Raw genomic sequence first — 13850 nt, forward strand, 5'->3', positions numbered from 1 at the left:
ATAGGAAATTCAATATTTTTTGTATTTTTACGCACAGCAAAGAAATTGTAACTTTTACAAGTTTAGATAAAAGATAAATAAATATAAAGATAGAATGAAAAAAACATTGTTGTTACTAGGGCTACCTTTGGTAATGCTTAGCTGTGGTCCTCAAAAAATTGCTGATGTTACAGCACCAGGAGGAGTGGATAACCCACCTGTGTTGGAAGTGGCAAAAGCTCAAATCGGATATCAAGTAAAATTGATTGAAGAAAACGGAAGCTTTATTAATCCAAGAACTCTTGAACACGGAAAGGTAAAATATGTAAAAAACCATGACTGGACAAGTGGTTTCTTCCCTGGGACTTTGTTCTATATGTATGATTTAACTAAAGATGCTAAATGGAAAGATCTTGGGGTAAAATACACTGAAACGTTAGAAGATGTCAAAAACCTTAAATGGCACCACGATGTTGGTTTCATGATTAATTGTAGCTTTGGAAATGCTTTGCGCATGACAGATAATCCTAAATACAAAGACATCATCATCACAGCGGCACAATCTTTATCTACCCGCTTTAGACCTAAAGCTGGTGTAATCCAAAGTTGGGACGAAGATCGTGGCTGGCAAGGAAAACGCGGCTGGAACTGCCCAGTAATCATTGATAATATGATGAATTTGGAACTGCTTTTCAAAGCGTCTGAATTTTCTGGAGATCCAAAATACCGTGAAATCGCAATTTCTCACGCAGACCAAACTTTGAAAAATCACTTCAGAAAAGACTGGAGCTGCTACCATGTGGTGGATTATGACAAAGTAAATGGAGGAGTGCGTAGCAAAGAAACAGCACAAGGATACGCAAATGAATCTTCTTGGGCGCGTGGACAAGCTTGGGCTATCTACGGATTTGCAACTTGCTATCGCTATACTAAGGATAAAAAATACTTAGACGCGGCAGCAAATATTTATAACTTCTTGTTTACCAACCCACACATGCCAGGAGACTATGTGCCATATTGGGATTTTGATGCGCCAAATATTCCAAATGCACCAAGAGATGCCTCTGCCGCTGCAGTAATCGCTTCTGCATTGTATGAGCTTTCTTCTTACGGATTGCCTTATAAAGCAACTGCCGATAAAATCGTGGCTTCGCTTTCAAGTCCTGCTTATAAAGCATTGGTGGGAACAAACGGAAACTTCTTGCTTATGCACTCAGTAGGTAGTATTCCGCATGATGCAGAAATCGATGTTCCATTGAACTATGCAGATTACTATTTCTTAGAAGCATTGGCTAGACAAAAAGGATTAGAAGATTATAAACATTAATCATTGTTTTAATCTTGAAAAAAAAACAAGATTTTATCTCGGTTTTTTTTGTTTTTAGTTTTTAAAAGAAAATGGATTTGGTTTTAAATCTTTTACCTGAGTTACTCTCGTGTAGGCACCAAATATGCCTAGCCCATTATGAATATTAGAAATCACAAAAACAGGTTCTGTAAAAGCTTCTAGATCTAAATCGGAATTGCCAATTTGTTGCATCACAGTACGCTTGTAGTTATAAAAGTTTTTGTCTACTAAAAGTAAATTAACGATGATACGGGAAAAGCCCTCAAAGTCTCGGCTCACTTTTTCTGAATGCACCACGATGTTTTTCCCCTCACGATTCAAGTTGGTAAAAGGCTGCACTTTCAGCGATTCTTTTACACCTCTTCCGTAAGCTTTCACAGAGGCGAGATAGTAGTTTCTTTCGGAGCTGGCATGGTCTTTAAACTCAAAGCTCACTTCAAAATGTTTTTTGCCATCTATCATAGATGGAATCATTTTTATATTCTGAATTTCAGTATTTAACTGTGGCGGTACGGTGCATTCTGCAGAGATTTCCCTATGATTAGGAATGTTAATTATGAGTTGATAGGTATTGTTTTCTTCAATTTTAAAACCTTCATTTTCTCTTAGATAAATCTGTTTATTTTTATCAAAAGCCAAGTTTGTGCTTTCTCCCGTTGTTTTATTTTGCAGAGTTGCTTGAGCGTTTCGGATGACATCGATTTCATTTTTGTTATACTCAAGAATAGGGTGCGACCACTGCAAACCAACGCCCGGAATGGATCTCGGCGAAAGGTAGCTCATTACGACACATTTTTTTTCTGTGGCTTCCTTGGGCGGTGTTATCTCTTGGGTAAAGACATCTTCGCAGCTATTTAAAACTAAAAGAGAAAATAGGCTAAATATATATTTTTTCATTTTTTTTCTGAATTAAAATTTCAAACTATAACTAATGCTTGGAATAATTGGAAAAATCGAATATTGATTCAGCACGACTTTCCTTTGGCTTGAGCCGTCTGGATTCTCTATCTCCTTGTCGGCATATTGGTAGAAAAACGGATTCTTGCGAGAATAAACATTGTAAACTCCAATTTCCCAAATGCGTTCGCGCTTGCGCTTGGTGATTTTTTTAAACTGAATGGCTAAATCTAAACGATGATAAGCACGCATTCTTAAATCATTTTTGCTCCCATAGGCATAAACATTTGCATACGGATTGTCGCTGTCTAGAGGATCGATTAAATTAAAATAAGAGGATTTGGGCAAGCTCACGGCATTTCCCGTTCCATAGACCCAAGTTCCTGAAAGGCTGATGTTTTTGGTAATGTCGTAAAATCCTACTAGCGAAATATCGTGTCGCCTGTCGTAGCGGGCAAAATACTTTTCGCCTTTGTTATCTTCGTCAAATTGGTGTTGCACCCAAGCTAGCGTATAGCCCGCCCAGCCAGAAAACTTGCCGACTTTCTTCTGCACAAAAAATTCAAGCCCATATGCCCAGCCTTGCCCATGAATCACATTTTCTTCCCAAGAATACTCGCGGTTTGGGTGGCTTAAGTCTAAATTATTGAGCAAGAAGCTTGCTCCTGGTGCATAGCCCAAAAGGTCGTTCATTTTTTTGTAGTAGCCCTCGAGCGAAATTCCGATTTTTTGCTCGTTCCAGTCTTTGGAAATGCCCAGCGCAAATTGCTCTGAATGTTGAGGTTTTACGCGATCGGTAGTGGTAACCCACAAATCCATGGGGAGGCTCACGCCTGCACTTGTGAGCAAATGTATGTATTGGTTCATGGTTGCATAAGATGCCTTGATAGACAAATCATCTGTCAAGGAATAGCGGAGCGAAACTCGTGGCTCTAGCGAGGTATAAGTCTTGTTTTTGTGCAAATAATTGCTCAATCGCAAGCCTGCGTTCATTTTAAATTTTTTGTAAAAGCTCCACTCGTTTTCCATATAAACATTGGCTTCGGTGGTTTTGATTTTTTCTACCGTATTTTCATGATTAGAGAGCTGTTCGCTTTCATCTTTAATGCTTATTGCACTTGGTTTAAAGTTATGCAATACTGCATTGGCTCCCGCTCTGATTAAATATTGAGGCGAAATGTTGAATTGCATATCATATTTTAAGCCCAAATCGGTGATGCTTGATTGGTATTTGCTTTCGTAGAAATATTTTGTGTTATTAAGTTTCTCATCGTCATCAAACTCATCAGAAGAATATACATTAAAATTGTAGTCGCTAAAGATCAAAGAGGTGTTGGAAAAGATTTTATCATTAAATAAATGATTCCAGCGTAAAGTTGCGGTGGCATTTCCCCAGAATAATTTGCCTTTGCTCTCGCCGTAGTCGTCGCCTAAAACTGAACGGAAATAATCTTTGCCAAAATAGCCACTCAAATATAATTTGTTACGCTGATTGAATTCATAATTGATTTTAGCATTTAAATCATAAAAATAATACTTCATTTTTTCGTCTTCGTCCATGAGTGGCGTTAAGATAAAATCCACATAAGTTCTACGCGCGGAAATGATAAACGATGATTTGTTTTTCACAATGGGACCTTCGAGCATTAAGCGGGAAGATAAAAGCCCTAGCCCGATTTCTCCGCCAAATTTTTCTTTGTTCCCGTCTTTCATGCTCACATCTAGCACAGAGGAAAGTCTACCGCCATAGCGAGCAGGGAATCCGCCTTTGATTAAATTAATGTTTTTGATTGCGTCGCCATTAAAAATCGAGAAAAAACCAAATAGGTGAGAGGCATTGTACACAGGTGCATCGTCTAGAATCAATAAATTCTGATCGGGACCACCGCCACGCACATAGAGCCCGCTGCTGCCCTCGGCTCCAGATTGCACCCCAGGGGTGAGTTGCAGGGCTTTGAGCACATCTTTTTCGCCCAAAAGGCTTGGCAGGCGTTTGATTTGTGCTATGGGGATTTTCACTTCACTCATCTGTGCACTTTTGCTTTGTTTAATGGAGTTTTCTGCCGAAGCCACTACTTCCTTGAGCGTGATATGATTGCTGAGCGAAATGTTTAAAATTTGGTTTTGGTTTAATTCTATATGGTCTTCAAACTCTTGGTAGCCCACAAGTGTGCAGATGATGTCGTAATCGCCCTTGGGCAGGGAGATGGAGTAGTAGCCATAATTGTTGCTCACCACCGATTGCTTGATTTGCGGCACATAAATCTCGGCACCTATCAAAAGCTCTTGGCTGCCTTCCTCGGTAATATAGCCGCTGAGCGTAAACTTCTCTTGCGCCAGAAGCGACAGCGAAATCAGGGAAAGATATAGAAAGATGTATTTTTTCATAAGAAGAGTTTAATGTTTTGTTGAAAAACTCTCCCAAATATAATGAAAAAAATAAGCGAAATATTAATTTTTTTAATATTTCGCTTGGTGATTTTTGTTTTAAAAACTCCCTATCTCACAAAAACCAATTCTCTTTCGCTAGAGAGGTTGTCGTCGTAGGCATAATTCATGCCTGTGAAGGCTTTTAAATCATCGAGATTTTGCACTTGGTTTTCGGCACAGAAACGAGCCATAGCTCCTCGTGCTTTTTTGAAATACACATTGATTTGTTTTAATTTTCCGTTTTTGTAATCTTTAAATTTCACATCAATCAAAGTGCCTTTTAGCTTATCGAGCAACAAAGATTTCATGTATTCTTTACTGCTTAAATCCAGCAAAATTTCGCCCTTTTTAGTGTTTTTATTTACAAAATCGGTGAGCCTTTTTTGCCAAAAATCGTACAATGTTTTTCCGTCTGGATTTTGGAGTTTGGTGCCCATTTCTAGGCGATAGGGCATCACCACATCGAGCGGACTTAAAATCCCGTACAGCCCAGAAAGGATATAGACATGCTCCTTGAGATATTCCACAGCCTCGCCAGAAAGTGGCGTGTCGCGCAAGCCTCGATATACTTCGCCATCAAACATCAATCCCGCTTGGTAGCCATTGTCTTTTTTAGGTTTGGCAGTCCAGTGTTGATTGCGCTCGTAGTTCATTTGGGCAATGTCGTCGGAAATGCTCATCAAATCGCTCAGCTGTTTTGGCGTTTTGGTTTTTAAAATCTCCATTAATTGCTCCGCATCTTTCAAAAAACGGGGTTGAGTCTCTTTTCCCCATTGCTTTTCGATTTCGTCGGTATTGAGTCTTTTGGCGGGTGATAAAAATATTTTCATTTCAGTTGTTTTTTTTTATTTAATCTCTAATCAGCGGCATGGTAGAACAACGCAATAATCCGCCCATTTTAGAAATTTCACGATACGGAATTTCTTCTACCGTAATGCCCCATTCGTCGCGCATGTGTCGGTTTAGGCGTTTAAAATTTTGTTCAGAAACCACCACATCGGGAGCGATGGAGAAAATGTTTGGCGACATCCAGTACATTTCTTCGCGTGTCACTTCAAACACATTGTCGCGCCCAAATAAATCAATCAAAACATGATAATGGCGTGGGTTCAAAAATCCGTCTCGGTAGATAATCGCTTTGTTTTCGCCCACGGGCTGAAAGCAACAATCCAGGTGCAAAATGCCCGTGTAAGGATCTTGGTCGTTTTTTACCAATTCCATGTCGATTACCCATTTGTTGGGGAATTTTTGTTTCAATAATTCCACCGCGGCGGCATTGGTGCGAGCGGTTTTAAATTTGGGATAATCAGGCTGTTTGTAGGTGCCTACAAAAAGGAAATCGTTCCACAAAATCACATCGCCACCTTCCACATGCACTTGGTCTGGCACTTGGATAATGTTTTCTTTTTTCACCGAATCAAAGATTAATTCATAAGCTTGGAGCTCATCTTTTCGGTCTTCGATTAAATTGGAAATCACTAATTTATCATCAATCACAAACCCCACATCTCGTGCAAAAACTTGGTTGGTATCCTTTAAGTCATAAGGTCTAAATACCTGAACACCATATTTTTTAAGCACTTCGGCAAAGGCGTTCATCTCGTTTCGCATCGCTTCTTCTGTGGGGTACACCCCATTGATTACGCTTTCGCGAGATTTGGAATCGTAAGTTTCAGCTACATTGGGCGTTGCACCTGGGCTATTTGGTGTCCCAAGTACCACGGCTTTCAATCTTCCAGTTTCGTTTTTTATATTTAAAATCATATAGTTAAAGCTTATTATTTAATTTTCTAAGTTTAATTTCGGTTAAAACTTTTTTGGTATAAAGCGGGAAATCAGCATTTTGAATCCAGCCAAAATAGCCCGCATCTTTTTCCAACACATCTTCCACACGCTGGTCTTTGTATTTTCCGAATTTAAAGACTTCTTTACCATCTTGGTCAAACCCTATAAAACCTGCAAAATCCGCATTTTTATAATGTTGCGAAAATTCACTTAGGAAATTAATGTCGTTTTCAAGGTCTTCGTATTTAGCCACTTGCTCCACAAAAATTTCGTAAGTAGCATTGGTGTCTGCCGCTGCCGAGTGTGCGTTTTCCAAATCCTTGTTGCAATAAAATTTATACGCTGCCGAAAGGTTTCTCGGTTCTTTTTTATGGAAAATCACCTGCACATCAATCGGGCGACATTTCTTTAAATCAATATCTTGACCCGCACGCAAAAGCTCTTCGGCAAGCAAAGGCACATCAAATCGGTTAGAGTTAAATCCCGCAATGTCGCTGTCTTTCAGCATTTCTACCACTTTGGGTGCCAATTCTTTAAAAGTAGGCTGGTCTTTCACATCCTCATCATTTATGCCGTGAATGGCAGTCGTTTCGGGCGGAATGGGTCTTTCAGGATTCACTAGCCAAGTGCGGCTTTCTTTTTCTCCGTTGGGATAAACCTTTAAAATTGAAATTTCTACGATTTTATCGTTGCCCACATTGGTTCCTGTGGTTTCTAAATCAAAAAAGCAGATAGGTTTATGTAAGTTTAATTTTCTCATGATACAAAATAATTTTTAAATATGATTGAAAGTAAAATATAGACTAAAATAATTGGTGCCAAGGCGGCTTTGCCCATTATGATAAAAAGCAAAATAGCAATGACTGCCAAGGCAATGTGTGGCGTGAGTTTTTTAGCGTTTACGCCTTTAAATTTTAATGAAAATAGTGGCAAATTCGATACCAAAAGATAGCTTGAAATTAAGCTGAAGATAACCAAAACCCAACTTTGCTGAAACCACGGATATTCCATGGCTAAATAATACATCCCGATGCACAAAATCGTGTTGGCAGGTGTTGCAAGCCCTTTGAAATAGTAGCTTTGCTCGGTATCGATATTGAATTTGGCTAAACGATATGCCGATGCCAAAACTATTGAGAAAATAATGAAATTCTCATAAGGGAAAATATGATTTGATTCAGCCGTGTAAAACAACAAAAATCCAGGGAATACCCCAAAACTCACCATGTCTGCCAAGGAATCCAATTGCAAGCCAATGGGCGATTGTGCATGGAGCCAGCGAGCCGTGAGCCCGTCAAAAAAATCGGCGATCAAACTGTAAATTATACACAAAAAAGCGTATTCCAGCGGAAAAACACCTGTGACTAAAATAAATATCGCCAAACAGCCACTGAACAAATTGCTCAGCGTGAGTGCATTGGGTATGTGTTTTGTAATTTGCATAAATGCGAATATACTAAATTTTAAGCGATAATACTAATTGATTTGAGCAAAAAATAGGCTTATCGATAGGTGTCTCGCACTTGTCTGATTTTGATTGTTGGCGGATGAATTTCGTTTAATTCAGGCGAAGAAATTTCGATGGTTTTGGTTTCGTTTGGCAATAAATCAAAGAAATTATCGCTAAACTGAACACCCAAAATCGGGATCTCTACAAATACATTTTTAGCCAATTTATCGGTTTTAAGTTTTAAATAATATTTTCCGTTTTTAAATTTAAGTTTTGTATGGATTTGATTTTTAGGTAAATTCAACTCTTTTACGGGCAAGAAATAGAAATTATCTTGGGCTAAAGTTTTGCCTTTTTGGTCTTTTAAATTTAATACTAAAAAAGCATTTTTCATGGTTTTTTCGTCGGCAATATCCTTGAGGTTTAAGCTCGCAACTTTTTGAGCTTGGTTGGCTAAAACATCGGTCGGGAAATTCCATTTTTTGAGGATTTTTCCCGAGAAATCCATGAGTTTTACTTCCAAATTCGCTTTTGGGATACTTTTTAATTCATCAGAAAATATGTAAAAATCATATTTTTGAGTATCTGAGTTTTGGTAGGCATCCACGGCAATTGGTGCAAAGGCTTCTCGAGCTTTGTAGTGCAGTGCTTTCCAGTTGTTGAAATAATCCACGCTCGACCACGAAACCACCGGCCAGCTATCGTTGAGTTGCCAATACAGCGAGCCCATGCAATAAGGGCGATTTCTACGATGGGCGAGCATGCCCTTTTTCATGCCTTCGCCTTGGAGCACAAGCCCTAAGTACACAAAATCCGAAAAGTTTTCGGGCATTCGGTAGTAGCGTTCCATGTATTCTTTTATGGCATCGTTGCCCGTGCTACTTTTTTGGTGTGCTTGCATCACTTTAGAGTTTAGGGCAAAATCTTTTTCATCGGCAAAAGTGCGGAGCGTTTTTTCTTCTGGAAAAGCTTGGAACCCAAATTCACTCATAAATCTTGGTACATTTTTGTCTAAAATTTCAAATGGCTGACGGCCATACCAAACGCCCCAGTAGTGCGAATCCCCATAAGCCCAAGTGGCAGGTCGCCCCCAGTTGGCAATGAGTGGCGAGCCGTGGATGTAAGGCGTTTCGGGTGCGTATTTTTTGACTAAATCGGGGAGAAGCGTTTTGAAAATTTGGTCGTAGGAGTGAAAGAAATTTTGGTATGCATCGGCAGGGACACGCTTTTCAAATCCCCAATATTTAATGGATTCTTCCACCTCGTTGTTGCCACACCAGAGAGCCACGCAAGCATAGTTGCGTAGGCGTTTGATATTGCTGATGGCTTCTTCTTCCACATTGTCGAGAAATGCCGAATCGCTCGGGTAAGGCGTGCATGCAAACATAAAATCTTGCCAAATGAGAATGCCATAGCGATCGGCCAATTCATAGAAATAATCGTTTTCGTAAATGCCACCGCCCCAAACTCTTAACATGTTCATATTGGCGGCGACTACATTTTTAAATAATCGTTCGTAGTAAGCCGAATCTTGCTGAGCTGTAAGCGTTTCGCCAGGAATGTAATTGGCACCTTTGGCAAAAATCGGATTGCCATTTATTTTAAAATAAAAACTTTCGCCCTTGGGTTCTTTTTCTCGTACGAGTTCAATTTTTCTAATGCCAATTTTGTGATTTTTAGAGCTAATAGTTTTATCCTTGTTTTTAATTTCGATAGAAAAATCATACAAATTTTGATTTCCCCAGCCGTTAGGTTGCCAGAGTTTTGGCTGGTTTAAATCAATGGGAAGTAAAAAAGAATTAGAGCCTTTTGCGATGTCAAAACTGCGTTGTATGCTACTTATGGTTTTTCCATTTTCTCGAATATTTAAAACGATATTAGCCTTAAAATCTTTGTCAGATTTAATTTGTAAATGATTTTGAATCACGGCTTTTTTCTCCGAAACTTCCTTTTGTTCTACAAAATAATCGGTGATGTAGGCTTCGTTTAAAAATTGAAGATAAACGGGACGCCAAATGCCCATTTGTACAATGCGGATTCCCCAATCCCACCCAAAATGATAGGGTGCTTTGCGAGAATAAACACTTACTTTTTCTGTGCGATGATCGTTATCGGCAGGATATTCAAAGCCCGCTGCGAGTCGTTTTGGTTCGTTATATTTGATAGGTGAATAAAATTTGATTTTGAGCGTATTTTTTCCAGTTTTTAAATATTTTTTAACAGGAATATCGTACGGCACAAACATATTTTGGGCGTGCAGAATTTTATGTTCGTTCAGGGTAACATCGGCAAAGGTGTCAAGTCCCGTGAGTTGCAAAAGAATATTTGGGAATTTCAAGTCATTAGCCTGAATTTCAAAATCTTTTATAAAAATCCAATCTTTATCTTCCACCCATTGTATCTTTTCTTCGTTGGTGCCTTTGTAAGGTGGTGGTAAAATTTTATGCTGAATTAGAGAATGTTGCACCGAGGTAGGAATGTCGGTTTTATACCATTTTTGGGAATTAATTTCAGAAAATTGCCAATCTTGATTGAGTGTAATGCGTTTCTGAGAAAAGCTTAGACTCATGATTAAAACATTTAGTAAAAAGAAAAATCTACGCATAGGGGTATTTTTTATAAATGTATGAAAATCTATTGTGATTTCAATAATTTTATAATTTAGTGAGTTTTTTATTTTTGATGTCGTTTTTTGAATTTTTGTAAGATTGATTATTCAGGAGTAGTTTGTTGTTATTGTTAAACTATAGTTTTTTTTTTTATTATTATGTATTAATATATAAATTTGCGGTAGATAATTATTTTTATGAAAGTTATTGAATTATGCGAAAAATTTTATTTTATTTATTTGTAGCATTGGTGTCAAGTGCTCAAATTTTCACAAAAGCACAGTCTGTTACAATTCAAGGAAATGTAGTGGATGAAAATAAGGAGCCAGTAGTGGGAGCTTTGATTCAGTCTTTGAAAGAAAAATCTTTAGAGGTTGAAACAGATGGAGAAGGGAATTTTGAAATAACAGTTCCTAAGAATTCATTTATTGAAGTGTCTTTCCCTAATCTTGAGATTTTAAAATTAAAGGCTAAGCCTAAGATGAATATTGTTTTGCATCTTCAATCTCAAGAGTTGAAAGAGGTTGTTGTTACTGGTTACCAGAAGGTTAGGAAAGAGAGGATGACTGGGAGTGTTTCTACGCTTCAATCATCAGACCTTAAAAAGATGAATGTCAAGTCGATAGATAATGCCTTGGCTGGAAATTTATCGGGGGTATCTGTAACTACTTCGTGAAGGCCAGGTGCAGATGCTCAAATTCATGTAAGGGGTGTAAACTCTTTGATTGGGAATACTGATCCAATTTGGATCGTGGATGGAATGCCGCTCCAAGGGGAGGTTCCTAATTTAAATTCGTTGGGAGGGAGTTTAGACCCATCTTTATTTCAATCAGGAATAGGGAATCTGTCGCCCGATGATATAGAAAGCATTACTGTATTGAAGGATGCGGCTGCAAGTGCAATTTATGGAGCTCGTGCTGCAAATGGGGTAATCGTAATTAAGACCAAGTCTGGGAAAGCTGGCAAGGCTAAGTATAATGTATCTGCAACTTTTGGTATAAATGAAAGGCCTAAAAGTAATTTAAATATGATGAATTCATTAGAAAAAATTCAATTTGAAAAAGAGGTTTATAACGATTTAGAGGTTTCAACATATGGTAGAGTAACCTCTCTTTTGAGGGAGCTTTCCAGAGGGCTGATTTCTCAGCAAGCATTTGATGCAGAGTTGGATAGATTGGGAAGTATTAATACAGATTGGTTTAAAGAATTATATAGAAACAGTTATTCAATGCAGTTAAATGCAAATATGTCTGGTGGCACGGAAAAGACTCAATTTTATAATTCAGTGAACTATTTGAAAGAGAATGGGATAGAGTATAATAATGATTATAAAAGATTAAGATTGCGCTCAAGGATTGATCATAAAATTAATGATAAAATATCAATGCAATTAGATTTGTCTGGTACCTATAGAAATAATGTTAGTACAGCTTCAGCTATAAATCCATTGACTTATGCCATCTATGCAAATCCGTATGAATTGCCAAATGAATATGATTTAAGTTGGTCTATGACTCAAAGTAGAATAAGAAGTGGGTTGAGATGGTCTACACTAAATGTTAAAAATGAAATAGAAAGAAATCAATCAAATAGTAGATATCTAGAGGGTGCCGTTAGAGCAAAGTTAGAGTGGAAGCCAATAAAAGGACTGTCTATAGCTTCGCAAGGCATAGCAAGTGCAAGAAGTAATAATACTAATAGGACAGAGGGAGAGGGAACTTATACAAACTTTGTGAATAATTGGTACAATTTTGCGGTTTCGGAGATTCTGCCAGAGCAAGTAAAAGGCTCTCTAAACGAAGGGACTTCTTATGGAAATAGTTATACGCTTAGAAACACCATTGAATATGGATTGAATATTAATCAAAAACATTATTTAGACTTATTTGCCGGACAAGAAATTTCACACTCTATTACCAATACATCGTTTAATTATTCTCCAATTTTTGATCAATTACATAGAATAATTGGGTTCCCAGCTTTGCCAGAGGGAATAGATGTGAGAACAATCCCATTTAGTAGCCTAGGGAATACAGGTAGATTTGAATCTAAATTAGTTTCTTTTTTCTTTAACGGAACCTATTCTTATATGGATAAGTATGTGTTAAGTGGCTCTGTGAGATACGATGGATCAGATGTTATTGGAAATGATAATCAATTTACACCACTATGGAATGTCTCAGGGAAATGGAATGTTTCTAAAGAGAATTTTTTTGAATCAGAGATTATAAATGATTTGTCTTTGAGAGCAGGTTTTGGCTATACTGGAAGTATAGATAAAAACGCATTTCCGTTTGTTTTGATGAAATTTGAAAATAGATATGATTATGATAATATAATTATTCCAACCTCGTTTGTGTATGCAAATCCCAATGTTAAATGGCAAACGAAAAAAGATTTCAACATAGGGGTAGAATCATCTTGGTTAAATAGAAGATTAATTTTTGGACTGAATTACTATAATAATTTTGTATACGATTTATTGGATAGAAAAGCCCTGGCACTTTCTTCTGGGCGAGAGGACGTAGTTCAAAATGTTGCTAATTTGAGAAACAAAGGTTGGGAGTTTGATCTAGAGGCTAAAGTTATAAAAACAAGAGATTTATCGTGGATATTAAGAGGAAACCTTTCTCTAAATAAAAACATAGTTACAGAAACATTTTATGAAAATCTAGCATCTTTACCTATTATAAGCTCAGGTAGTGGTAATCGTAATTTTGTGAAAGATTATCCAGTTCAAGGATGGTTCGGTTATCGATTTGCTGGAGTAGATCCAGAGAATGGGCATACATTAGTTTATGATGGTAATGGAGATGTTTTTGATATGGATAGACTTAGTAATGTAACTTTAGGATTAAAGGCACCTACGCCTCAGTTTTTGGGAGATTTTGTTCCTCCAGTTGTAGGCGGATTTTCTACAAGTCTTAATTGGAGAGAGTGGTCTCTTAATATGAATTTTGAATTTAAAATGGGACATTACATTCGTTCGTTTGAAGGCTTTAGTTCAATTTCATCAAGAAATCGACATATTAGTGATAAATCAAGATGGAGAGCTCCAGGAGACAAAGCTTTGAAGCCAGAAATTTCATATAACAATGTGGCTTATAGAGAATACATGTACGATTCTATGCTAGAAAAAGGAGATTATTTAAGAAATACATTTACATCATTTGGTTACAATTTGCCACAAAATTGGCTTAAAAATATGCAGATAGACAATGCTAGAATAAGCATCGGAGCCAACAATCTATTTACTATTACTAAATATAAAGGAATAGACCCAGCCCTCATGGGAAGTTTAGGGTACCCAAATACAAGAAGCTACAATTTAATGATTAATATAGGTTTTTAA

The 13850-nt window shown here is 37.5% G+C and carries 10 protein-coding genes; 3 read left to right on the forward strand and 7 right to left on the reverse strand.

Annotation, left to right across the window (positions count from 1 at the left end; translation table 11 throughout):
• The first annotated feature begins 94 nt into the window (after positions 1-94).
• Positions 95-1306 (forward strand): glycoside hydrolase family 88 protein, encoded by a 1212-nt coding sequence (locus ORNRH_RS09370; protein WP_014791613.1) that lies wholly within the window; start codon positions 95-97, stop codon positions 1304-1306.
• Between the two features lie 54 nt (positions 1307-1360).
• On the opposite strand, the gene ORNRH_RS09375 is transcribed toward ORNRH_RS09370, so the two are convergent.
• The 7 genes from ORNRH_RS09375 to ORNRH_RS09405 form a co-directional block, all read right to left on the reverse strand.
• The gene (locus ORNRH_RS09375) at positions 1361-2224 is read right to left on the reverse strand and encodes a DUF4249 domain-containing protein (RefSeq protein ID WP_014791614.1); all 864 of its coding nucleotides are present in this window, start codon (positions 2222-2224) and stop codon (positions 1361-1363) included.
• A 12-nt stretch (positions 2225-2236) separates the two neighbouring features.
• Entirely contained in the window at positions 2237-4612 is a 2376-nt protein-coding gene (locus ORNRH_RS09380; protein ID WP_014791615.1) for a TonB-dependent receptor, read from the reverse strand.
• A gap of 110 nt (positions 4613-4722) precedes the next feature.
• On the reverse strand, positions 4723-5484 hold the full coding sequence (gene yaaA, locus ORNRH_RS09385; protein WP_014791616.1) for a peroxide stress protein YaaA: 762 nt from the start codon (positions 5482-5484) through the stop codon (positions 4723-4725).
• A gap of 19 nt (positions 5485-5503) precedes the next feature.
• A complete protein-coding gene (locus ORNRH_RS09390) occupies positions 5504-6418 on the reverse strand; it encodes a dimethylarginine dimethylaminohydrolase family protein (RefSeq protein WP_014791617.1) in 915 nt (304 codons plus the stop codon).
• Between the two features lie 4 nt (positions 6419-6422).
• Entirely contained in the window at positions 6423-7199 is a 777-nt protein-coding gene (locus ORNRH_RS09395; protein ID WP_014791618.1) for a 3'-5' exonuclease, read from the reverse strand.
• Positions 7196-7882, reverse strand: coding sequence for a CDP-alcohol phosphatidyltransferase family protein (locus ORNRH_RS09400; protein ID WP_014791619.1), 687 nt, complete (start codon positions 7880-7882; stop codon positions 7196-7198). Before ORNRH_RS09400 ends, ORNRH_RS09395 begins: the two co-directional genes overlap by 4 nt.
• 59 nt (positions 7883-7941) lie before the next feature.
• Positions 7942-10458 (reverse strand): beta-mannosidase, encoded by a 2517-nt coding sequence (locus ORNRH_RS09405; RefSeq protein ID WP_155814526.1) that lies wholly within the window; start codon positions 10456-10458, stop codon positions 7942-7944.
• Positions 10459-10712: 254 nt separating this feature from the next.
• On the opposite strand from ORNRH_RS09405, the gene ORNRH_RS09410 reads away from it, so the two are divergent.
• Together ORNRH_RS09410 and ORNRH_RS09415 are read left to right on the forward strand one after the other, a co-directional pair.
• Positions 10713-11174 carry a carboxypeptidase-like regulatory domain-containing protein gene (locus tag ORNRH_RS09410; protein ID WP_036601951.1) on the forward strand — a complete coding sequence of 154 codons (462 nt, stop codon included), beginning with the start codon at positions 10713-10715 and terminating at the stop codon, positions 11172-11174.
• A 45-nt stretch (positions 11175-11219) separates the two neighbouring features.
• Entirely contained in the window at positions 11220-13850 is a 2631-nt protein-coding gene (locus tag ORNRH_RS09415) for a SusC/RagA family TonB-linked outer membrane protein (RefSeq protein ID WP_243925473.1), read from the forward strand.

Origin of the sequence: Ornithobacterium rhinotracheale DSM 15997, from assembly GCF_000265465.1 — a bacterium.
In the GTDB taxonomy this organism is placed as follows: domain Bacteria; phylum Bacteroidota; class Bacteroidia; order Flavobacteriales; family Weeksellaceae; genus Ornithobacterium; species Ornithobacterium rhinotracheale.